The organism is uncultured Friedmanniella sp. (assembly GCF_964244285.1).
Classification (GTDB): domain Bacteria; phylum Actinomycetota; class Actinomycetes; order Propionibacteriales; family Propionibacteriaceae; genus Microlunatus.
Window position 1 is genome coordinate 670,059 of record NZ_CAXTHT010000001.1, and the last position, 21,325, is coordinate 691,383.

Annotated in this window: 21 protein-coding genes; 2 read left to right on the forward strand and 19 right to left on the reverse strand. The window is 69.4% G+C overall.

The features are described 5' to 3' along the window. Nucleotides 1–15: 15 nt before the first annotated feature. From ACFE7W_RS03165 to ACFE7W_RS03205, 9 genes are all read right to left on the reverse strand, one after another. The gene (locus tag ACFE7W_RS03165) at nucleotides 16–1,032 is read right to left on the reverse strand and encodes a GlxA family transcriptional regulator (RefSeq protein ID WP_375423310.1); all 1,017 of its coding nucleotides are present in this window, start codon (nucleotides 1,030–1,032) and stop codon (nucleotides 16–18) included. Between the two features lie 82 nt (nucleotides 1,033–1,114). Further along, nucleotides 1,115–1,642, reverse strand: a complete 528-nt coding sequence (locus ACFE7W_RS03170; RefSeq protein ID WP_375423311.1) for a DUF4245 domain-containing protein — start codon at nucleotides 1,640–1,642, stop codon at nucleotides 1,115–1,117. A 70-nt stretch (nucleotides 1,643–1,712) separates the two neighbouring features. Next, nucleotides 1,713–2,048: a DUF3140 domain-containing protein gene (locus ACFE7W_RS03175; RefSeq protein ID WP_375423312.1), complete on the reverse strand. Its 336-nt coding sequence runs from the start codon at nucleotides 2,046–2,048 to the stop codon at nucleotides 1,713–1,715. Then, entirely contained in the window at nucleotides 2,045–2,887 is an 843-nt protein-coding gene (locus ACFE7W_RS03180; protein ID WP_375423313.1) for an SDR family NAD(P)-dependent oxidoreductase, read from the reverse strand. The genes ACFE7W_RS03175 and ACFE7W_RS03180 overlap by 4 nt, the downstream gene beginning before the upstream one ends. Then, the gene (locus ACFE7W_RS03185; RefSeq protein WP_375423314.1) at nucleotides 2,884–3,777 is read right to left on the reverse strand and encodes an SDR family oxidoreductase; all 894 of its coding nucleotides are present in this window, start codon (nucleotides 3,775–3,777) and stop codon (nucleotides 2,884–2,886) included. Before ACFE7W_RS03185 ends, ACFE7W_RS03180 begins: the two co-directional genes overlap by 4 nt. A gap of 79 nt (nucleotides 3,778–3,856) precedes the next feature. Further along, entirely contained in the window at nucleotides 3,857–4,858 is a 1,002-nt protein-coding gene (locus ACFE7W_RS03190; protein WP_375423536.1) for an SDR family NAD(P)-dependent oxidoreductase, read from the reverse strand. Continuing rightward, complete coding sequence (locus ACFE7W_RS03195; RefSeq protein ID WP_375423315.1) at nucleotides 4,855–5,628, reverse strand: DUF3618 domain-containing protein; 774 nt, start codon at nucleotides 5,626–5,628, stop codon at nucleotides 4,855–4,857. Before ACFE7W_RS03195 ends, ACFE7W_RS03190 begins: the two co-directional genes overlap by 4 nt. Further along, nucleotides 5,625–6,065: a phage holin family protein gene (locus tag ACFE7W_RS03200; RefSeq protein ID WP_375423316.1), complete on the reverse strand. Its 441-nt coding sequence runs from the start codon at nucleotides 6,063–6,065 to the stop codon at nucleotides 5,625–5,627. The genes ACFE7W_RS03195 and ACFE7W_RS03200 overlap by 4 nt, the downstream gene beginning before the upstream one ends. Further along, a complete protein-coding gene (locus tag ACFE7W_RS03205) occupies nucleotides 6,062–7,057 on the reverse strand; it encodes a hypothetical protein (RefSeq protein ID WP_375423317.1) in 996 nt (331 codons plus the stop codon). The genes ACFE7W_RS03200 and ACFE7W_RS03205 overlap by 4 nt, the downstream gene beginning before the upstream one ends. 305 nt (nucleotides 7,058–7,362) lie before the next feature. Here ACFE7W_RS03205 and ACFE7W_RS03210 point away from each other — a divergent pair, with 305 nt between their 5' ends. Together ACFE7W_RS03210 and ACFE7W_RS03215 are read left to right on the forward strand one after the other, a co-directional pair. Further along, a complete protein-coding gene (locus tag ACFE7W_RS03210; protein WP_375423318.1) occupies nucleotides 7,363–8,334 on the forward strand; it encodes a sigma-70 family RNA polymerase sigma factor in 972 nt (323 codons plus the stop codon). Between the two features lie 728 nt (nucleotides 8,335–9,062). Next, nucleotides 9,063–10,457, forward strand: coding sequence for a class II fumarate hydratase (locus tag ACFE7W_RS03215; RefSeq protein WP_375423537.1), 1,395 nt, complete (start codon nucleotides 9,063–9,065; stop codon nucleotides 10,455–10,457). 277 nt (nucleotides 10,458–10,734) lie between these two features. Here ACFE7W_RS03215 and ACFE7W_RS03220 read toward each other — a convergent pair whose 3' ends face one another. From ACFE7W_RS03220 to ACFE7W_RS03265, 10 genes are all read right to left on the reverse strand, one after another. Further along, nucleotides 10,735–11,157, reverse strand: a complete 423-nt coding sequence (locus tag ACFE7W_RS03220; RefSeq protein WP_375423319.1) for a VOC family protein — start codon at nucleotides 11,155–11,157, stop codon at nucleotides 10,735–10,737. 118 nt (nucleotides 11,158–11,275) lie between these two features. Beyond that, complete coding sequence (locus ACFE7W_RS03225) at nucleotides 11,276–12,787, reverse strand: alpha-N-arabinofuranosidase (protein ID WP_375423320.1); 1,512 nt, start codon at nucleotides 12,785–12,787, stop codon at nucleotides 11,276–11,278. A 64-nt stretch (nucleotides 12,788–12,851) separates the two neighbouring features. Then, a complete protein-coding gene (locus ACFE7W_RS03230) occupies nucleotides 12,852–13,781 on the reverse strand; it encodes a carbohydrate ABC transporter permease (RefSeq protein WP_375423321.1) in 930 nt (309 codons plus the stop codon). Beyond that, nucleotides 13,778–14,734: a carbohydrate ABC transporter permease gene (locus ACFE7W_RS03235; RefSeq protein WP_375423322.1), complete on the reverse strand. Its 957-nt coding sequence runs from the start codon at nucleotides 14,732–14,734 to the stop codon at nucleotides 13,778–13,780. The genes ACFE7W_RS03230 and ACFE7W_RS03235 overlap by 4 nt, the downstream gene beginning before the upstream one ends. Nucleotides 14,735–14,821: 87 nt before the next feature. Further along, a complete protein-coding gene (locus tag ACFE7W_RS03240) occupies nucleotides 14,822–16,213 on the reverse strand; it encodes an extracellular solute-binding protein (protein ID WP_375423323.1) in 1,392 nt (463 codons plus the stop codon). A 136-nt stretch (nucleotides 16,214–16,349) separates the two neighbouring features. Then, a complete protein-coding gene (locus ACFE7W_RS03245; protein ID WP_375423324.1) occupies nucleotides 16,350–17,387 on the reverse strand; it encodes a LacI family DNA-binding transcriptional regulator in 1,038 nt (345 codons plus the stop codon). A gap of 231 nt (nucleotides 17,388–17,618) precedes the next feature. Beyond that, nucleotides 17,619–18,383, reverse strand: coding sequence for a transglycosylase SLT domain-containing protein (locus ACFE7W_RS03250; RefSeq protein WP_375423325.1), 765 nt, complete (start codon nucleotides 18,381–18,383; stop codon nucleotides 17,619–17,621). A gap of 105 nt (nucleotides 18,384–18,488) precedes the next feature. Continuing rightward, nucleotides 18,489–19,781: a PhoH family protein gene (locus ACFE7W_RS03255; RefSeq protein ID WP_375423326.1), complete on the reverse strand. Its 1,293-nt coding sequence runs from the start codon at nucleotides 19,779–19,781 to the stop codon at nucleotides 18,489–18,491. 281 nt (nucleotides 19,782–20,062) lie between these two features. Continuing rightward, nucleotides 20,063–21,004: an HNH endonuclease gene (locus ACFE7W_RS03260; RefSeq protein WP_375423327.1), complete on the reverse strand. Its 942-nt coding sequence runs from the start codon at nucleotides 21,002–21,004 to the stop codon at nucleotides 20,063–20,065. Between the two features lie 16 nt (nucleotides 21,005–21,020). Beyond that, nucleotides 21,021–21,317, reverse strand: a complete 297-nt coding sequence (locus tag ACFE7W_RS03265) for a helix-turn-helix transcriptional regulator (RefSeq protein WP_375423328.1) — start codon at nucleotides 21,315–21,317, stop codon at nucleotides 21,021–21,023. Nucleotides 21,318–21,325 lie beyond the last annotated feature (8 nt).

The window sequence follows — 21,325 nt, forward strand, 5'->3', positions numbered from 1 at the left end:
GCGGCACGACGGTGGTCAGGCGGAGAGCTCCAGGTCGGCCGGGGTGGCAGCGGGCTTCGGGGCGACGAAGCGGCGCCGGTAGTCGACCGGCGCGAGACCGATCTCGCGGCGGAAGTGCTCGCGGAGCACCACCGCGGAGTTGAAGCCGACCCGGGCGGCGATCTGCTCCACGCCGAGGTCGCTCTCCTCGAGCAGGCTGCGGGCGGCGAGGATGCGCTGCTGGACCAGCCAGCGGTGAGGCGTGGTGCCGGTCTCCGCGCTGAACCGCCGGGCAAAGGTGCGGTCGCTTGTCGCCGCCCGCCGCGCGAGCGAGGACGCGGTGTGCTGGTCGGCGAGGTGGTCGAGCACCCAGGCCAGGACCGGGGCCAGACTGGCCGCCGTCGAGGTGGGGATAGGTGTCTCGACGAACTGCTGCTGACCGCCATCCCGCTGAGGCGGCACCACCATCAGGCGGGCGATCCGGGTGGCGACGGCGGTCCCCAGCTCGCGGCGCACCAGGTGCAGGCAGGCGTCGATGCCCGCGGCGGTACCGGCACTGGTGATGATGTCGCCGTCGTCGACGAACAGGGCGCGTGGGTCGAGCCGGGCCAGCGGGAACTCCTGCTGCATCGCCGCCACGTGGCGCCAGTGGGTGGTGCAGGGCCGCCCGTCGAGCAGACCGGCGGCGCCGAGGACGAACGATCCCGAGCACAGGCTCAGCAGGGTCGACCCTGCTGCGTGCGCCCGGCGCAGCACGTCGAGCACCGCGGCCGGGTACTCCGAGCCCGCGCGGGCCGGGGTGGCCGCGACGATGACCAGATCGCTGCCGACCACGGTGTCGAGCCCGTGGGTGGCCGAGACGGTCAGGGCCGAGGTCGTCGTGGTGGCCAGCGGTCCCCCTGGACGCTCGGCGCAGACCCGGAAGTCGAAACGCGGCACCCCGTCCTCGGTCCGGTCCAGTCCGAAGACCTCCACCGCCACGCCGAACTCGAACACCGACACGGGCTCGACCAGGATCACGCTGACCGACGAGAGCGGGGACCGGGGGGACACGGGCGTCAGCATAGTGGCAGGAATCTTGCGGCCGCTCACGCTCGTGCCAGAGCGCCGCCCACCTCCGAGCAGGTGCGGGACCTCAGGCGGCGGAGCTGAGGGTGGCCGCGTAGGACTCCAGATCGGTGTAGGGCAGGTCGCCGACGACGACCGTCGTGACGGCCGAGGACGCCATCACCAGGGACCGGGTGCGCTCGTCCGGGCTGATCACCCGTTGCCAGACCTGGCCACCGACCGTGCTCTGGCCGTCGGGCAGTCCCTGTCGGGTGCGGTCGTCGATCAGGTCCTTGCCCCGCAGGTCGCCCTGGTCGAGCTCGATGTAGACGTCGTCGGAGTTGAGGAAGCCGAGCTGCCACAGGTTCCGCGGCGAGGGGGCCCCGCCGATCCCGGGCTGGCCGGTGGTGAGCCAGCTGGCCCGGGTCGCGCGCCAGTCCTCGGGCACGGCCGTCGGCGCGAGCACCCCGAAAGGCGCCTTGCTGCGGGCCTGAGCCAGCACCGGCCGGTAGTCCACCACCTGGACGGGCGGGTTGTCCGGTGTGCGCGTGAAGAAGTAGGTGATGATCACCAGCGGGATCGCGATCACGGCGATGGACCGCAGGAGGTCGCCCATGGACGAAGGCTTTTTCGGGCGGGCCACGTCCCTATCCTCACAGACCCAGCCAAGTCGGGCCGCCGACCCACTAGCCGAGCGGGTCGTGGCCCCAGTTCATCAGTGAGTACCGCCACGGCGTCTCGGTGACGTCGCCGTCGGGGCGCTGCGCCGAGTGCCGCTTGACGTAGCTGACCACCTTGCGCATGTGCGCGTAGTCGTCGGCGTCGAGGTCGGCCTTGTTCTTGTCGAGGATGTCGAGGATGTGACGTCCCGACTCGTGCCCGGTGGACTCGGCGTCGCCGTTTTTCTTCTGGCCGGCACCCTTGGCCTCGTCGGTCTCGAGCCAGTCCGTGAGCTGTTTCCGGGTCATGGTGACCGCGTCCTGGAAGTCCTCGTACGTCTGCTGGTCGTCGTGCTCGCTCACCGGCTCACCTCGTCGTCGGGGCCGGCGGTCTGGTCCGGGCCGGACTGACGCGGCTCGGCGATCTGGCGGTGCACCGCCGCCTTGATCTTGTCCGGCACCACCTTCGCCCCCAGCTCTTGGGCCTTCGTCATCAGGGAGGCGGCGACGACCCGGTCCTTGCCCGCCAGCAGCGCCTCGTAACCCTGCCGGGCGACATCGGCGGCGTCGTCTTTCGGGCCGCGGCCCATCACCGTGTCGTCCATCCCGGCACGGTGGAAGAAGTTGGTCTCCGTCGGTCCGGGCATCAGCGAGGTCAGGGTGACCTCGCTGTCGCGGAGCTCCTCCTGCAGCGCCTCGGCGAGGGACTGCACGAACGACTTCGACGCGTTGTAGACCGCCTGGAAGGCCCCCGGGATCGTGGACGCGATGGAGGAGGTCAGCAGCAGCCGACCCTGGCCGCGCGCCACCATGTCCGCCAGCAGCAGGCGGGTCAGGTGCATCGTCGAGGTCGCGTTGAGCTGGACCACCTGCAGCAGCGCCGACACCTCGGTGTCGACGAAGGCGCCCCCCTGGCCGACACCGGCGTTGAGCGCGGCCGCGTCCACCGCCCGCCCGGTGGCGATGACTGCCTCGTAGAGCGACTCGACCCCCTCGGCGGAGGCCAGGTCGGTGCGAAAGGTCGTCACGTCCACGCCGGCCGCCCGGCAGTGCGCCGCCGCCGCCTCGAGGCCGTCGTCCTCGGCGCAGAGCAGCAGGTCGTGGCCGTCGCCGGCGAAGAGCAGGGCCAGCTCGAGTCCGATCCCGCTGGACGCCCCGGTGACGACGGCGAACCCGGTGGGGTCGAGGTCGACCGCGGTCACGGGGTCGGCATCCCACCGTTGACGTGCAGGGTCTCCCCGATCACATAGCTCGACTCGGCGGACGCGAGGAAGACGAACGCCGGCGCGAGCTCGGCGGGCTGTCCCGGGCGCCCGAGCGGGGTGTCTTCCCCGAAGGTGGGCAGCGCCTCCGTGGGCTGGCCACCCGCGGTCTGCAGCGGGGTCCAGATCGGACCCGGAGCGACGACGTTGACGCGGATGCCCTTCGGCGCGAGCTGCTGGGACAGGGCCTTCGAGAAGGTGTTGATGGTGGCCTTGGTCGAGGCGTAGTCGACGAGGGTCTCCGAGGGCGAGTAGGCCTGGATCGAGGAGGTGTTGATGATCGAGGCTCCGGGCTTGAGGTGCGGCAGCGCGGCCTTGGTGATCCAGAACATGGCGTAGACGTTCGTCTTGAAGGTCTCGTCGAACTGCTCGTCGGTGATCTCGTCGAGAGAGTCCCGCGTCTGCTGCTTCCCGCCGTTGTTGACCAGGATGTCGAGGCCGCCGAGACCCTCGACCGCCTGTGCCACGAGCTCGCGGCAGTAGACCGGGTCAGTCAGGTCGCCCGGGATCGTCAGGGCCTTCTGCCCGGCCGCGGTGATCAGGCCGGCGATGCGCTGGGCGTCCTCCTCCTCCTCGGGCAAGTAGGAGATGGCGACATCGGCTCCCTCACGGGCGAACGCGATCGCGGTGGCACCACCGATGCCGGAGTCCCCACCGGTGATGAGGGCCTTGCGCCCGACGAGCCGCCCGAGGCCACGGTAGGTGTCCTCGCCGAGATCGGCCTTGCTCGAGAGGTCGGCATCGAGACCCGGACCATCCTGGCTCTGGGCCTTGGTCGTGATGTCGCTGTAGAGCTTCGAGGGGTCGGCGAACGTGTATTGATCGGTCATCAGTGTCTCCTTGGTGGCCCTGGTCCGTCGGGACCGCGGTGTCTCTCGTCCCTACCCAGCGGGGGACGTCCTGAGCGACTCAGATTTTGGTTGGTGCTTGGTTCCAGCGCCGGGCCGAGGCCCGGCCGAGCACCGTCACGGCTTTGACCAGCGCTGCCGGCACGGCCTTGAGCCGCTCCTCCACCTGGTAGCCCTGCACCGTGTCCGTGCCGGACGGAGCCGGCCCTTCCGGCAGCAAGCGCGAGAAGATGCCCATCAGGGCGGCGGTGGTGGTGGGCGCGAGCCCGTTGACCCGGGCGCCGACCTTCGTGAGCAGACTCAGCAGGACGTACGCGCGGCCGGCCAGCACTCCGTCCACGATCGTGGCAGCGGCCTTCTCGGGGTTCATCGAGATCAGCGGCAGTGTCGCCGAGGGGGCGAACCAGGCGTACTCGGCACCTTGTCGACCGGTGAACGTGGCGCGCAGGTGCGAGCCCGTACGCATCAGCCCGGGGGCGACCGTGGTGACCTTGACGCCGGTCCCCGCGAGCTCGGACCTCAGCCCGGCCGAGAACCCGACCGCCCCGAACTTCGCCGTGCTGTACGGCAGCAGGTGCGGCACGGGCACCAGCCCGCCGATGGAGGTGATGATGCCGATCCGGCCGGAGCCACGACCGCGCATCGGCCCCGAGACGGCCAGCCCGACGTTGATCGGGCCCCAGAGCATGATCGAGATGGCCTCGTCGAAGTGGGCCCGGGTCAGCGAGGCCAGCGGTCCTACCTGGATCACGCCGGCGACGACGACGGCGACCTCGATCGGACCGTCCTGGGTCTCGACCGCGGTCACCAGCTCGTCGACGGCGTCGGCGTCGCTGACGTCGCACACGGCCGTACGCACGGCCAGCCCTTCGGCCGTCAGCTGCTCACGCGCCGCGTCGAGCTCTTCCCCTGACCGGGCGCAGATCACCAACCGGTGTCCGCGGCGTCCCAGCTCCCGGGCGACGAGCAACCCCAGGCCCCGCGAGGCGCCGGCTACGAGAGCCAGCGGCGCGGTGGGACCTGGGGTCGACGAGATCGTCGGGCGATCAGCGTGGGCGTTCAGGACGTTGCCGTGTCCTGGACGTTGCTCTTGGCCTCCTGGGCCTGGCCCTGGACGTCGGACGCGGCAGACGCACCTTCGTCCTTGACCGTGGCGGTCGCCTGCTGCGCGTGGTCCTTGACGTCGGCGGCCGCGGAGGTTCCCTCGTCCTTGACCGTGGTCACGGCGTCGGTCGCGGTCTCCTTGACCGACTGGGCCGCCTGCTGCGCCGGCTCCTTGAGGTTGGACGCGACCTCCTTGGCGGCATCGGTGATACCGGCCTTGAGCGGCTCGGCCTTGTCCTTGACCGTGACGGCGAGGTCCTTCTCCTTGGTGGTGGCCGGGATCAGCGAGCTGATCAGCAGACCGGCACCAAAGGCGACCAGACCGGCAGCGAGGGGGTTGCCCTGGGTCCGCCGCTTGGCCAGGGCCGGAGCGTCGGCCACGGTGCCCTGCGCCGAGGACAGCGCGCCCTGGGCGGATGACACGGCTCCGTGGGCCCGGTCTGAGACCGAGCCCGCCACGTCGGAGGCGGTGCCGGAGGCGTTGTCAGCCGTACCGTGCAGCGAGTCGGTGGCGCCGTGGACCTTGTCGGTCACCGCGTCCTTCGCGTCGTCGACGGTGCCCATGATCCGGTCCTTGATGCCGACTCCCTTGTCCTTGACCTTGTCGACCTGACGCTTGGCGATGTTCTTCGGGTTGGCCTGGTCGGCCAGCGCGTCGACGTCGCTGCTCAGGTTGGCGCGGGTGCGCTCGATCTCAGCACGGATTTCTTCGGGGCTCTGGCTGCTCACAGGTTCTTCTCCTCTTGGCCTTTGAGTGCGTTCGGGATCTTGCCGAGGCTCTCGGTGGTGTCGGGCACACCGCGGATCTTCTTCAGCTCGGCGCGGCCGACGACGGCCAGGACGACCGCGATGATCGCCCAGATCACGGCGACGATGAGGGCCGACCAGCCGTAGCCGAGGTGCTTGCCCAGCGCGACCCACAGGGTCTGCGAGAGGAACAGCAGCACGAAGAAGCCGCCGAGGGCGGCACCGACGAGCATGCCGATGCCTTTACCGGCGTTCGACGCGGACTGGCTGACCTCGGCCTTGGCCAGGGCCACCTCTTGGCGCATCAGGGTGCTGAGGTCGCGGGTGACGTCACCGAGCCGGTCGCCGATGGACGGCCCGTCCGACGTGGAACGCTCGGGCTCCACCGACGAGGCCCCGGTGGGGTACGGACTCGTCATCGGGTGATGTCACCCCGGCCGGGCTCGGCGTAGGAGACGGTGTCGTCGTATCCGACAGTCTCGGTGTAGCCGGCGACGGGAGCGTCGGTGGCGTAGGTCGGGGCGCCGGTGGCGTAGGTGCCGGTCTCGTAGCCGCCGGTGGTGTAGCTGCCCGAGTCGTACCCGCTCGTGGTCGTGGCGTAGGTACCGGTGGAGGCCGGCAGGGCCGGGGTCTCCGCGGCGACCTTCTTGTCGTGGGCCTCCGAGGCCAGGCTGCGGCTGAGCCGGCCGACGACGATGCCCGCGACGGCCGCGCCGGTGAGGAAGGCGACCGGCCGGCGACGCGCGAAGTTACGGAGGTCCTCGAGCAGGTCGGCAGGCTCGCTGTTCTCGAGCCGGTGGGCGAGCTCCCCAACGGTCCGCGAGCCCTGCTTGGCCAGTCCGCTCAGCGGACCGGGGTTGTCGGCGCTGGACCCCATCGAGCCGAGCTCCTCGGCGAAGGAGTGCACCAGCGAACCGAGCCGCTGCTGCTGGGTGACCAGCTGGCTCGCGACCTCGCCACGACCCTGCTCGAGCAGGTCCTTGGCGTGGTTGGTCGCCTCCGAAGTCACCGCGGCAGCCTGCTCCTTGGCGACGTCGACGACCTGCTGGCCCTTGTCGACCGCGGTGTCCTTGACGGCCGAGGCCTGCTCCTTGGCGACACCGGCGACCTGCTGACCGCGGTCGACCGCGGTGTCCTTGAGGTCACTGGCCTCGTCCTTGGCCGCGCCGGCCGTGGCCTGGGCCGTCTCCTTGGCCGACGAGCCGCTGGTGGTGTCGGTCTCGACCGGGACGTAGAGCTCCTCAGTCGCGGTGCTGACGACGAGCGGATCGGTGACCGGCTCGTCGAACTGTCCGTACGGGGCTGCGGGGTCGAAGTCGGCCTGGGTCGGGGCGGGCGATCCGGTGCTCGCCCATTCGCCCGTCTGAGGCTCCTGTCCCCCGTCGGAGGGGAGGTATGGCGACTGAGTCACGTGATCTCCAATCGATCTAGTACGTGGTGTCACGGTTGCGCGACACCCCCTCACCGTACCCACTGCTTTACGGTGTAAACACGGGGGCACCTTTGATCGGTCGAACGGCTGTCCTCTCAACCGGCCGACCTCAACACAGACCCAGCCCGGGGCCGGGAACGCATCGTGGCCGTCCAGGTACCCAACTGGCGGCGGGATAACCAGTCCAGCCCTAGGGGTGTTCGCGCATCTGGGGTAGGCACGCTACTGTCGAAAGCAGTCGGTCGAGCAGTCTGCCGTCGTCCTCTAGATCCTGAGGCGGCTGCATGCCCAGCTCCACCACTCGGCTTCGGGTGACGACTCCCCGCAGCACCACCCCGACGAGCCCCACTCGCACCGTCACCGCGAGCAGCGACCGGCCGCCGGCCACGGTCGCCACCCTGCACCGTTCGTCACCGAAACCCTCGGCGCCCGTCGAGCCGCGCCCCATGTTCGACCTCTCTTCCGTGGTCGAACCGCCCGAGACCAACGCCCTGTTGCGTCGCGAGCGTTCGGCCCAGATCACCGCCGAGCTCCTGGTCGCCGACGGCGGGCAACAGAACGCCGAGCTGCGGCGCCGTCTGGTGCTGCTGCACCTGGACGCCGCGGAGTCGGTGGCTCGTCACTACGGCCGCCGTGGCCAGGACCACCAGGACCTCGTCCAGGTGGCTCGACTGGGGCTGGTCGAGGCCAGCGTCCGCTACGACCCGGCGCTCGGCTCGTTCCTCGGCTTCGCCCTGCCCACGATGATGGGCGTGATCCGCCGCCACTTCCGCGACCGGGCGTGGTCGGTCAAGCCGCCGCGTTGCATCCAGGAGAACGCGGCGAGCATCGCCCGGGCCCGCGAGGACCTGACCCAGGAGCTGCTCCGGTGGCCGACGGTCAGCGAGCTGGCCACGCACCTCTCGCTCACCGAGGACGAGGTCCGGGCGGCACGACAGGTGGACGGCTGCTTCCAGGCGTCGTCGCTGGACGCGCCCGTCGGGCAGCGCGCGGAGTCACTGGGCGAGAGCCTGTCCGAGGTCGAGGCCCGCTACGACCTGGTCGAAACCTCGTTGACCCTGCAGCCGGCCTACCGCCAACTGAGCGAGCGTGACCGCCGGCTGGTCTACCTTCGCTTCTACTCCGAGCTGAGCCAGCGGGAGATCGCCACCGAGTTCGGCGTCAGCCAGATGCAGATCTCACGCTGGCTGGTCCGCGTGCTGCGCTCGCTGCGGGAGTACCTCGGCGAGGACGAGATGAGTCCGCTGGCCAGCTGAGGAGCGTCCACGATGGGGGGATGACCCAGCCGAGGATCCTGGCGGCGGGGACGTCGTCCCGGGGCGACCTGCTGCTGCGCCTCCGCCCCGGTGCGACCGGCCCGGTGATCGAGCTCGTCGTGAACGGCGTGTTCACCATGGACAGCACGGAGACCTCGAGCGAACGCGCGCTCGGCGCTCTTGTACCGGTTCGGGCTCGGCGGGTACTGGTCGGCGGCCTCGGCCTCGGGTACACCGCGGCTGCGGTTCTCGCGCTCGACGCCGCCGCCGGTCCGGCCCTGGAGCGGCTCGACGTGGTCGAGTTGGAGACCCTGCTCGTCAGCTGGGCGCAGCAGGGGCGGACGCCGGTGCTGGCCACCGTGGCCACCGATCCGCGGGTTCGACTGCACGTTGCTGACGTGGCGGCCGTGCTGCGCGGCGCGGCCGGACCGCCGGGACCGTGGGACGCGGTCCTGCTCGACGTCGACAACGGACCTGACTTCTTGATCCACGAGAGCAACGCCGGCCTCTACGGTGCGGAGCTGCTGGCGCGGGCGTACGACCGGTTGACCCCCGGCGGCGTGCTGGCGATCTGGTGCCAGGGTCGCGCGCCGGCCCTGCTCGCCGCGCTGGCCGCCCTCGGTCCGGCCGCCGAGCAGCGCCACCAGGTGCGCCGCGAAGGCCGCGACTTCAGCTACGTGATCTACACGGTGGCGCGGCCCGCAGACGGGTCAGGGCAGAATGACGGCATGGCTGAAGACTTCCGGATCGAGCACGACACGATGGGCGAGGTCCGAGTCCCCGCGACCGCGCGGTGGCAGGCGCAGACCCAGCGCGCGGTCGAGAACTTCCCGATCTCCGGGGTTCCCATCGACCCGGCCCTGGTGGCCGCGCTCGCTCAGATCAAGGGCGCGGCCGCGCAGACCAACGCCCGGCTCGGCGTCCTGACCCCCGGGCGGGCGGACGCGATCGTCAGTGCCGCGGCCGAGGTGGCCGCCGGCGAGCACGACGACCAGTTCCCCATCGACGTCTTCCAGACCGGGTCAGGCACCTCAAGCAACATGAACGCCAATGAGGTGATCGGCTCCCTCGCCAGCAGCCTGCTGGGCGAGACGGTGCACCCGAACGACCACGTCAACGCCTCCCAGTCCAGCAACGACGTGTTCCCGAGCGCGATCCACATCGCCGCCACCCAGGGGCTGGTCGACGTGCTGGTGCCCGCGCTCCAGCACCTCCAGCAGTCGCTGGCCACCAAGGCCGACGAGTTCGCGGCGGTGGTCAAGAGTGGCCGCACCCACTTGATGGACGCCACACCGGTGACCCTCGGCCAGGAGTTCGGCGGCTACGCGGCCCAGATCGGCTACGGCGTCGAGCGGATCCAGGCCGTCGTGCCGCGGGTGGCCGAGCTGCCCCTGGGCGGGACGGCCGTGGGTACCGGCATCAACACCCCGGCCGGCTTCGCGCCGTCGGTGATTGCCATCGTGGCCGAGCAAACCGGACTGCCGCTGACGGAGGCGCGCAACCATTTCGAGGCCCAGGGGGCGCGGGACGCGCTGGTGGAGGCGTCCGGCGCGCTGCGCACGGTGGCCGTCAGCCTCAACAAGATCTGTAACGACCTGCGCTGGATGGGTTCGGGCCCGCGCGCCGGGCTCGGCGAGATCGCGCTGCCCGACCTGCAGCCGGGATCCTCGATCATGCCGGGCAAGGTCAACCCGGTGATCTGCGAGGCCACGGTGATGGTGTGCGCCCAGGTGATCGGCAACGACGCCACCGTCGCCTTCGCAGGTGCGGCGGGCAACTTCGAGCTCAACGTGATGCTGCCGGTGATGGCCCGCAACGTGCTGGAGTCGATCCGGCTCATCGCCAACGTCAGCCGACTGCTGGCTGACCGCTGCGTCGACGGCATCACCGCCAACGTCGACCACTGCCGCACCTTGGCGGAGTCCTCCCCCTCGATCGTCACCCCCCTCAACCGCTACCTCGGCTACGAGAAGGCCGCCGCCGTGGCGAAGAAGGCGTTGAAGGAGGGCAAGACGATCCGTGAGGTCGTCCTCGAGTCCGGCTACGTCACCGACGGATCCCTCACCGAAGACCAGCTCGACTCCGCCCTCGACGTCCTGGCCATGACCCGCCCGCCCGCCTGAGCGGGACCGCCACCCCGGCCCCACCCCGGACGCCCGACCCCCGCCCGGCGCCGCCCCGGGGATCGCCGGCGCGGGACCCCGCCCCCGGACCTTCCGGCCGGTCACTTCACACCCCTACGCGCCGCGACGGGCCGCGCGGAGCGGTGTGTCGCGACTCCTAGGGCTGTGAAGTGACCGGCCGACCTCAGGCCAGGACAGGCGGGGGGGTCGAGCGGGGAGGGCGGGGCGGAGGTGGGTGGGGTTGGGCTGGGCCTGGTGTGCGGTGGGGCGGCCGGGGTCAGGCCTCGGGCTGGTTGCCCGAGATGTTGGCCATCCAGGGGGTTCCGAACCGGTCGGTGAGCTGGCCGTAGTAGTCGCCCCACACCTGCTTCTGCAGCGGCATGGTGACCTCGGCGCCCTCGGCGAGCTTGTCGAAGTACCCGCGGAGGTCGTCGACATCGGTGCCGCTGAGGCAGACGGTGATGCTGTTGCCGGACGGCTGGCCCATGCCCGGCGGGGTGTCGGAGGCCATCAGGACGAAACCCTTCGCGGCGTTCAGCTGGCCGTGCATGATCTGCTCGGGCTCGGCGCCGTGCGCGTCCATCCCGAACTCGGCGAAGGTGGTCAGCAGCAGGTCCCCTCCGAACACCGACGCATAGAACTCCAGCGCCTCCCGGGCGTTGCCCGCGAAGCTCAGGTAGGGACTCAGGACTGACGACATGACGCTCTCCTCGAAGCCGGTGACCGGCACCCCGCCGGTTCTGCCCATCATGACCAGGACCGCCGACAAAAGTCATCGACCTTCGACAGCTCAGGAACAGAACACGCTCAGGAGACGGTCAGCCCAGGGAGACGGCGGTCCAGGAGACGGCGGGCAGCTCGATGGTCAGGGTGCCGTCCGCCACGGCCGCGCTCTCGTTCGGGGCCACCCTGACCCGGTCCTGGTCGGCCAGGGTGTTCGTGGCGTAGATGTCGTCGTCGGCCAGGGTGTGGGTCTCCAGCAGGGAGACCGGACCGAGGTGGCTCACGTCGACGCTGACCGTGGTGGCGGCGTCGAGGCTGCGGTTGACCAGGAAGATCGCCGTCCGGCCCGTCCCGGCGTCGTGGGTGGCGACCGCGTCGACCAGCGGGACCGCGCCGTAGACGGCGGTGTCGTAGGTGCCGGTGGTCAGCTTGACGTCCAGCGCCTCGCCGACCGCCAGGCGGGAGGTGATCGCGAAGGGGAAGAAGGTGGTCTGGCGCCAGGCGGCCCCGCCCGGCTCGGTCATGATCGGCGCTATCACGTTGACCAGCTGGGCCAGCGAGGCCGAGGTCACCCGGTCGGCGTGCTTGAGCAGGGAGATCAGCAGGTTCCCCACCACCACGGCGTCGATGACGGAGTAGGAGTCCTCGAGCAGCCGCGGCGCGACCGGCCACTGCTCGATGTCGGTGATCTGCTCCTCGGCGTGGAACCGCTGCTGGTACCAGACGTTCCACTCGTCGAAGGAGATGTTGATCCGCTTCGTGCGGTTGAGCTGCGCCCGGACCGTGTCCGCGGTCGCGACCACGGACTCGATGAAGTGGTCCATGTTGGTGGCCGTGGCGAGGAAGCTGGCCGCGTCGCCGTCGCGCTCCTCGTAGTAGACGTGGCAGGAGATGAAGTCGACGTCGTCGTAGGTGTGCAGCAGCACGGTGTGCTCCCACGAGCCGAAGGTCGGCATGTTCGCGTTCGAGCTGCCGCAGACCACGAGCTCGAGACCCTCGTCCAGCTGGCGCATCGCCTTCGCCGTCTGCGAGGCGAGCTTGCCGTAGTCCTCGGCGTTGCGGTGACCGAGCTGCCAGGGTCCGTCCATCTCGTTGCCGAGGCACCACATCTTCACCCGGTACGGCTCCACCCGGCCGTTCTTGATCCGCTGGTCCGACAGCTTGGTGCCGGAGCGGATGTTCGCGTACTCGAGCACGTCGAGAGCCTCCAGCACGCCCCGGGTGCCCAGGTTGACCGCGTACATCAGCTCGCTGCCCACCTTGTCGAGCCAGCCGGCGAACTCGTCGAGGCCCACCTCGTTGGTCTCCGTCGAGTGCCAGGCCAGATCCAGCCGGGCCGGGCGGTCACCGTGGGGCCCAACGGCGTCCTCCCACCGGAAGCCGGAGACGAAGTTCCCGCCCGGGTAGCGGATCGCCGAGACGCCGAGCTCGCGGACCAGCTCGATCACGTCGGCCCGGAAGCCCTCGGTGTCGGCGGTCGGGTGCCCGGGCTCATAGATCCCGTCGTAGACACAGCGGCCGAGGTGCTCGACGAAGGAGCCGAAGAGGCGGCGCTGCACCGTGCCGACGGTGAAGTGGGGATCGAGGGTGAGCGAGGCTGAGGGCATGGTCGTCGTACCGCTTCCGGTTGCGTGAGGGTGAGGAGGTGGGGCCGAGGAGAGGGTTACGGGGTCACTTGAGCGCGCCGAGGGACAGTCCACCCTGCCAGTACTTCTGCAGGGAGAGGAAGGCGATCACCAGCGGGATGACCGACACCAGCGAGCCGACGATGATCAGGCCCCAGAGCGAAGTGCCACCGCTGTTGTTGGACGAGGCCTGGCCGACCCAGAGGTTGAGGCCGACGGTGATCGGGAAGAGCTTGCTGTTGGACAGCATGGCCAGCGGCAGGAAGAAGTTGTTCCAGGTGGCGACGATCGAGAGCAGCAGGACGGTGACGAACGCCGGCCGCATCAGCGGGAAGGCCACCTGGGCGAAGATCTTCACCTCGCCGGCTCCGTCGACGCGCGCCGCGTCGAGCAGTTCGTCCGGCACGGCGTCGCTGACGTAGACCATCATCAGGTAGACGCCGAAGGGATTCAGCAGTGACGGCAGGATGACGGCCCAGATGGTGTCGGTCAGGTTGAGGTTGGAGAACAGCACGAAGGTCGGGATGACGAGCGCCGTCAACGGCACCATCACCGAGCCGAGCAGCACCGCGAGCATCAGCCGTCGCCCCCGGAAGGTGAACTTCGCCAGACCGTAGCCCGCGAGAACGCTGAGGATCGTCGCTCCGAGCCCGCCGGTGAGGGCGTAGAACAGGGAGTTCCCGAGCCAGCGAAGGTAGATCCCGCCGTTGTAGGTGACCAGGTCGTGCAGGTTCGGCACCAGGGCGAAGACCCGGTCGAACCAGAGCGCCCCGTGCGCGCCGCTGAACAGCCCGGTGACGTTCTTGGTGCTGGCCACGAAGAGCCACCAGATCGGGATCAGGAAGTAGACGACCAGCGCACCCAGGAACAGGTACGGCAGCACCAGCCTGCCGGCCGGGGTGCGCCTGCGCTGGTCGTCGGCGGTTGAGCTCGTCTTGGCCCTCGACGTGGACAGGGTCGGGGTCGCTGTGGTCATGAGAAGAGGCTCCCGCCGCGCTTGCGAGTGAGGAACAGGAAGAGGTAGACCGCGATGAACACCACGATGCCGAGGGAGAAGCTGATCGCCGAGGCGTAGTTGAAGTTCGCGTAGGCGAACGCCTGGCTGAACGCGTAGATGTTCGGGGTGAAGTCCGGGGTGATGGTCCCGTTGGACACCAGCCTCAGGATCTGGGGTTCGGTGAAGAACTGCAGCGTGCCGATCAGCGCGAAGACGAGGATCAGGGTGAGTGACGAGGCCACCATCGGCACCTTGATCCGGAAGGCGATCTGCCAGGAGTTCGCCCCGTCGATCCGGGCCGCCTCGTAGACGGTGGCGTCGATGCCCTGCAGCGCAGCGAAGATGATGATCATGTAGTAGCCCGCCCACTGCCAGGTCACCACGTTCATCAGGCCCACGAAGACGTTGTCGGTACTGAGCAGGAACGGGGCCTGCGCCCCGAACAGCCCGAAGATCTGCTGCATCGGCCCGAAGGTCGGGCTGTAGAGGAAGCCCCACATCAACGCGCCGATGACGGCCGGAATGGCGTAGGGGAGAAAGATCATCAGCCGGGCGAAACGGGCGAACCGGGTCGTGATCGCGTCCAGCACCAGCGCCAGAGCCAGCGACACGAGCATCTGCACCGGGATCAGCACGACGGCGAAGCGGATGACGAACCAGACCCCGTGCAGGAACGAGGGATCGGTGAAGGCCGTCGTGTAGTTCTTCAGGCCCGCGAACACCACGCCCGTGGCGAGTCCCTTGCTGTACAGGCTGAGGTAGAACGCGTACAGCAGCGGCAAGATCAAGAACGCGACGAAGACGACCACGAACGGCAGGACGAACATCCAGCCCGTACGGGACTTCTTGCGCTCGTTCAGGCCGCGACGACGGCCGGGGGCGTTGGGGCTACGGGCTGCGGGGGCGAGCGGGGCGTCGACGGCTGAGGCCATCCGCGGGATCCTTCCGGGTGGGTACCCCGCCCCGGAGACGGTCCTCCGAGGCGGGGTGGGTGGTCGGTGCTGCGGTGGGGCGCGGAGCTACTCGGTGACGTTGAAACCCTGGCCCTTGGCGTACTTGACGATGTCGGCCTGCAGCTGGTCGGCACCATCGCTGGGGCTGACCTTGCCCGAGTCGATCTTGACCAGCATCGCCTGCAGCTGGGCGTAGTAGTAGGTGGCGATGGGTGAGTACGTCGTGCCCTTGTACGCCTCGGCGGCCGGGATGTAGATGTCCTTGTTGGCCGTCTGGCCGCTGAAGAAGTCCGCCTGGTTGTTGATGAACTCCGGTGAGCTCAGCACCTTCTTGTTGAGCGGGAAGATGATCTGCTTCTTCCAGCCCTCGGTCAGCGAGGTGTCATCGGCGTAGATCCCCTTGGCCACGATGGCGGCGAGCTTCTTGTCGGTGGCCTGGTTGGTCACCGCAAAGGCTGATCCGCCCCAGTTGGCGGCCACCGGGTTCGCGGTGTCCCACTGCGGCAGCGGTGCGACCGCCCACACGCCGTCGGACTTGCCCTTGCCCACGCCGGCGCCGGTCAGGTAGCCGGGCGCCCACGCCGCAGACGTGTAGGTCGCGTACTTGCCGTTCACCACGCCGGAGATGTAGTCGGTGGTGAACTGGTCCTGGGTGCCGACAAGACCCTTGGTGGTGAGGTTCGCCCAGTAGGTGAAGATGTCCTTGGACGCCTGGTCGTTCATCTTGACGCCCAGGTCCTGGGGCTTGGCCGGGTCATAGGTGAAGGGCTGCGCACCCTTCTGGATCTGCAGCGGGATGAACGAGGCCGGCACGTTGGAACCGACGTCCCCGAACACCGGTCCGCCCGCAGCCTTGACCTTCTGAGCGTCGGCGGCGTACTCGTCCCAGGTCGCCGGCGCCTTGTCGATGCCGTACTTCTTGAAGACGTCGGTGCGGTAGATCAGGGCCATCGGGCCACCGTCCACCGGGATCGCGAAGACCTTGCCGCCCTGCGAGACGTCCTTCCACGCACCCTCGCTGAAGTTGCCCTGGACGTCGCTCGCCCCGTAGGGGGTCAGGTCCACGAGCGCATTCTGGATGCTGAAGCTCGGGATGCGGTCGGACTCGAGCATGACCACGTCGGCCAGGCCCTTCTTGGCCGAGATGGCCGTCTGGACCTTGGTGTACTCGTCCGCGCCCTGGCCGACGTTGTTCCAGCAGATCTGGACGTCGGTGTGGGCCTTGTTGAAGTTGTCGACCACGTTCGCCATGTTGGGGTACCAGCCCCAGACCGACACCTGCGGTGCGTCGTTGAGCATCTTGTTGGTGCAGTTCGTGAGCTTCGGGCTGGTGCCCGACTCCTCGGCGCTGGGAGCGCTGCTGCCCCCGCCGCCGCTGTTGTTGCCGCTCGTGGCGCAGGCCGCGAGCAGCACGCTCAGGGCGATCGCCGACAGGCCGGCGAGTACTGGTCTCTTCACTGAGGGTCCCTTCGGGGTGCATGGACGTCGTCGTCGGCAGGTTCGCTGGCCCCCGGCCGAAGGCGTCGCCTGCGTCGCTCCTACAACGTTATAGGAAAACGTTGTAGACGTATCATGCAAACTCACCTCCAGGCTGTCAAGACTCTGCGGAAAACTTCTTCATCGATGAACTTTCCCGGGCGATGACGGAGAACTCGGACAGGTACTCCCGCGGCGGCAGGTCGCTCATGGACGGCTGCTCGATCCGCTCGGCGAGGAACCGCAACGACACCTCGGCGATCTCCCGCCGGCCCGGATCGACGGTGGACAGCGTCGGGAGGGTGTAGCGGGTTTCGTCGATGTCGTCGAACCCGATGACCGCGACGTCGTCGGGAATGGAGAGCCCGGCCTCCTGGAGGACCCGCATGGCGCCGAGGGCGATGGCGTCGTTGAACGCGACCACCCCGTCGAAGGCGATGCCCCGGTCCAGGAAGGCGCGCATCGCCGCAGCGCCGGTGCTGCGGAACCAGCCGACCACGTCCACGACGAGGTCCTCGTCGAACGCGATGTCGGCCGCGGCGAGCGCCTGCTGGTAGCCCTCGAGCCGCAGCGTCGCCGAACCGAGACCCTGGGCGTCGTCGGCCCCGAAGGCCAGCAGCCGACGTCGACCCTGGCTGATCAGGTGCTCGGTGGCCGCCCGCATCCCTGCGGTGTTGCGCATCGTCACGTGGTCCTTCGGGCCGTGCAGGATGCGTTCCCCCAGCAGCACCATCGGCGTCCGGATCTCGGCGAGGAGGTCGTGGTCGCTCTCGCTGAGCGCCAGCACGCTGAAGAGGATGCCGTCCACCAGCTGCATCCGCGGGCCCCGGAGCAGGCTGAGCTCACGCTCGCGGTCGGCACCCGACTGGGAGATGATCACCGACAGGCCACGCTGGTCCGCCGCGCCCATCACCACGTCGGCCAGCTCGGCGAAGTAGGCGTTGCGCAGGTCCGGGATGATCAGGCTGACCAGCCCCGTCCGCCCCGAGCGCAGCCCGCGCGCCGTCAGGTTGGGCCGGTAGTCCAGCGTCTTGATCGCGTCGAGCACCCGCTGCTTGGTCGCGGGCCGGATGTGCGGATAGTCGTTGAGCACGTTCGAGACAGTCTTGATCGACACCTCGGCCAGCCGGGCGACGTCGTGGATCGTGGGTGCCACCGGCTCCGCCTCCTGCTAGACGATGCAGCGGACTCTATAACGTTGTAGGCGGCGGGGCGAGGACCCGGTCGACGAGCCCGTGGAACCCCGGCTCGCTGGGCTCGGAGACCGGCAGGCGACGCGCGCCCTCGTGCGGAGGAGGAGCCGGTGAACAGCCTTTTCCGTTCACCGGCGACGACGACGTGGCGGGCTAGAGCGGAATCCGCGCCCGAGCGAAGCGAGGGCAGATATTCAGTACCAGCCGTGGGAGCGCTTGAAGCTCCAGGCGGCGCACGGGCTGCCGTAGCGGGACTTCATGTACTGGATGCCCCAGGTGATCTGGGTGGCCGGGTTGGTCCGCCAGTCGCTGCCCGCGGAGGCCATCTTCGATCCGGGCTTGGCCTGGGGGATGCCGTACGCGCCGCTGGGGTTGCTGGCGGTGACGCTCCAGTTGCTCTCGCGGATGATGATGTTGTTGAAGCAGCTGTACTGGTCGTCGCCGTAGTCGAACTTGTTCTTGAGGATCTGGCGGGCGATCTCGCGGGGATCGGAGGTCCCCGGCTTGTAGCCCTGCTCGTTGACGGCCTTCGCCGCCGCCTCGGCCGCAGCCAGGGCCTCGGCCTTGGCCTTGGCGGCCGCAGCCTTCGCCTTCGCCTCGGCCTTGGCGGCTGCGGCGAGCTTTGCCTTCTGGTCAGCCTTGATCTTGCTCCGCTGCTCGGCGATGGCCCGGCTCTGCTGGTCCAGAGCCGCCGCGCGCTGCGCCGCTTGGCTGCTGGCCGCGACGAGCTGCGCCCGGGTCGCGCTACGGGTCTCCTCCGCCTCGCGGGCGATCCGGTCGGCAGCGTTCTCGACCGCGGGCTCGGCGCTGGGCGTACTGGCCGGTACGCCGACGGAGAGGCCAGGGGCGGCAACGGCGGCGGTCTCGACCGCGGGGCTGCCGAGGCCCACGACGGCAGCCATAGTCACGGCGGCGACGAAGCCGACGCCCGCGGCAGCATGGTGAACGAGACGGCGCACGTCAAGTAGCGTGCCATACCGCCGTTACCAAAACGAAATCTTCACCGAACCCTGAGCAGATGGTGACCTTGCCGTGACCGCCGCGCCACACGGGTCCCAGGAGCCTCAGATGCCAACGTCCTCGAGCATCTCGGTGACCAGGGCGGCGATGGGTGAACGCTCGGAACGGTGCAACGTGACGTGCGCGAACAGCGGGTGGCCCTTCAGCTTCTCCACCACCGCGACCACGCCGTCGTGCCGGCCGACCCGCAGGTTGTCCCGCTGCGCGACGTCGTGGGTCAGCACGACCCGCGACTCCTGCCCGATCCGGCTGAGGACGGTGAGCAGCACGTTGCGCTCGAGTGACTGGGCCTCGTCGACGATCACGAACGCGTCGTGCAGCGAGCGGCCGCGGATGTGGGTCAACGGCAGCACCTCCAGCAGACCGCGCTCCATCACCTCCTCGATGACCACCTTGGAGGTGACCGCACCGAGGGTGTCGAAGACCGCCTGGGCCCAGGGCGCCATCTTCTCGCCCTCGCTGCCGGGCAGGTAGCCGAGCTCCTGGCCGCCGACGGCGTAGAGCGGACGGAAGACGACGACCTTGGAGTGCTGGCGGCGCTCGAGCACCGCCTCCAGACCGGCACACAGCGCCAGCGCCGACTTGCCCGTGCCGGCCCGGCCACCGAGGGAGACGATCCCCACCGCCGGGTCGAGCAGCAGGTCGAGGGCCACCCGCTGCTCGGCTGAGCGGCCGTGCAGGCCGAAGGCGTCCCGCTCCTTGATCAGCCGCAGCTCCTTGCCCGCGGTGACCCGGCTGAGCGCGGAGCCGCTGCTGCTCAGCAGCACGACGCCGGTGTGGCAGGGCAGGTTGCGCGCCTCCTCCAGGTCGAGCGTCCCGGTGGCGTACAGCTCGTCGATCTGGGCGCCGTCCACCTCGACCTCGGCCATGCCCGTCCACTCTCCGGACGCAGGGAGCTCGGCCCGGTACTCCTCGGCCGGCAGGCCCACCGCCGAAGCCTTGACCCGCATCGGCAGGTCCTTGGAGACCAGCGTCACCGGGCGGCCCTCGGCGGCGAAGTTGAGGGCCACGGCCAGGATGCGCGAGTCGTTGTCGCCCAGCCGGAAACCGGCCGGCAGCACCTCGGCGTCGGTGTGGTTGAGCTCGACGTGCACGGTGCCGCCGACGTCGTTGACCGGGATCGGGGCGTCCAGCCGACCGTGCTCGACCCGCAGCTCGTCCAGATGCCGCAACGCGGTTCGAGCGAAGAAGCCGAGCTCGGCGTGGTGCCGTTTTCCCTCCAGCTCGGTGATGACCACGATGGGCAGGATGACGTCGTGCTCGGCGAACCGGCGCAGCGCGTGCGGGTCGCTCAGCAGGACGGAGGTGTCGATGACGTACGTGCGGCGTTCGGACACGAGGTCTGCCCTTCTTGGGGGCCGCACGCTTTCCACGCCCGGCCCCACGGTCAGGTGGTGGGCCGGAGAGGACGTCGAACCGCGAGCGGCTCGAGGGTGGTGACCGTCAGCTGACGGTGCATGCATCGCCTCCCGGACGGGCCGCTTCCCACGGCCCGTGACGCCGACGCTACGGCCGAGCGCGGAGCCGTCCCAGGTGCCACGCCGATTCTTCATCGGATCGTCACGCCGCCGTCCCCGGGCCGCCGGGCTTCGCTCCGGCATCCTGACGACGCAAGGCCTCAGCCGTGGAAGACCTCGTCCAGGTGCCACTCGAGGAACTCCGTGTTCGGCCGTTCCACCGTCTTCGTCGGCACCCCGATCGGCTCGCCTTCCCGGCGGTAGAACTCCTCACCGTTGCCGAAGTCCTGCCGCAAGCGGCTACTGACCTGGAGCCCGTGCGTGATGGGGTGCACGCCGAGATAGCCGCGGTCGAACAGGATGTGCACGTCTGCGCGCAGCAGCAGCCCGTTGTCGACCCGGTGCTGCCCGGCCTGCGCGACCGGTCTGATGTGCGCCGCCTGCAACGCCGGCCGGATCTTCGCTCCCGTGATGGCGCAGCGACGGTGGTACGCGTCCTCGATCACCGCCGCGAAGGATCTCTGCCCGAGCCGCGGGGTGTATAGCCGCGGGCTGCCGAACATGGCTCGCTCGTCGACGTAGGCGAGATCCATCGGGGTAAGGCCGGCCGGCGAGTCGTCGAGCAGCCGCCTGAAGGCCTCTTCGATGCTGGAGTCGGGCTGCCGTCCGATCTCGAAGCTCTTGCCGCGAACCAGATTCCCGGCAAACTCCGCTGACGTCGGACGGAGGTCGGCGAGCTCGAAGAACGCCGTGTCGCGCAGCATCGCGCAGCCGATCACCGGGTTCTCGTACGGTTCGAGCGCACGCCGCCGGTACTGGCCGATAGCGGCCCTCATCTCGTCCAGCGAGCCGACGCCGTTGGCCTCACCGAACGTCTCCCAAGCCGAGTTGAGCCGCAGCTGGCGGTAGTCGCTCAGGAACCCGCCCCCCACCAGCCGATTGTGCGGCCGGTGAGTCTTGAACAGGAACGACTCCCCTGGCGCGACCGCCCCGAAGACGGCCGGACCCCCACCCGGCATCCAGAAGTTGGCCTCCGTCAGGTGTGGCCGAGCAGCCAGGAACCGGTACCACCGCTGGTCGGTGACGGCGACGTAGGTCTTCACGACGCGAGCCGGCTGTTCACTCGTCCGCTACGGGGTCGAACTCGACGACCACCCCGTGGGGCTGGGCCAGATCGATGATCAGGCGCCCGTCGAGCTCGCGGCACAGGGCCACGAGCGTCGTCAACCGTGGATTGAGCGGACGTTGGTGTGCCCGGTCCGACAGACCCGCCTCAATGTTCTGCAGGGCCACCCGGCTGATCCCCACCGCGATCGCCAGCTCGTCCTGGGCTCGGCCCAGCTGCTCGCGGCGGTCCCTGAACGTGCGGCCCAACGCGACCGCGTCAACCGGTGAGACGACCGGTTTGGGGAACACGACTTAAC

Excerpts from the sequence above, each read along its gene's own strand:
- ACFE7W_RS03235 (WP_375423322.1), bottom strand. The coding sequence starts at position 14,734 with ATGGCCTCAGCCGTCGACGCCCCGCTCGCCCCCGCAGCCCGTAGCCCC.
- ACFE7W_RS03185 (WP_375423314.1), bottom strand. The coding sequence starts at position 3,777 with ATGACCGATCAATACACGTTCGCCGACCCCTCGAAGCTCTACAGCGAC.
- ACFE7W_RS03200 (WP_375423316.1), bottom strand. The coding sequence starts at position 6,065 with ATGACGAGTCCGTACCCCACCGGGGCCTCGTCGGTGGAGCCCGAGCGT.
- ACFE7W_RS03225 (WP_375423320.1), bottom strand. The coding sequence starts at position 12,787 with ATGCCCTCAGCCTCGCTCACCCTCGATCCCCACTTCACCGTCGGCACG.
- ACFE7W_RS03170 (WP_375423311.1), bottom strand. The coding sequence starts at position 1,642 with ATGGGCGACCTCCTGCGGTCCATCGCCGTGATCGCGATCCCGCTGGTG.
- ACFE7W_RS03210 (WP_375423318.1), top strand. The coding sequence starts at position 7,363 with ATGCCCAGCTCCACCACTCGGCTTCGGGTGACGACTCCCCGCAGCACC.
- ACFE7W_RS03215 (WP_375423537.1), top strand. The coding sequence starts at position 9,063 with ATGGCTGAAGACTTCCGGATCGAGCACGACACGATGGGCGAGGTCCGA.
- ACFE7W_RS03220 (WP_375423319.1), bottom strand. The coding sequence starts at position 11,157 with ATGTCGTCAGTCCTGAGTCCCTACCTGAGCTTCGCGGGCAACGCCCGG.
- ACFE7W_RS03230 (WP_375423321.1), bottom strand. The coding sequence starts at position 13,781 with ATGACCACAGCGACCCCGACCCTGTCCACGTCGAGGGCCAAGACGAGC.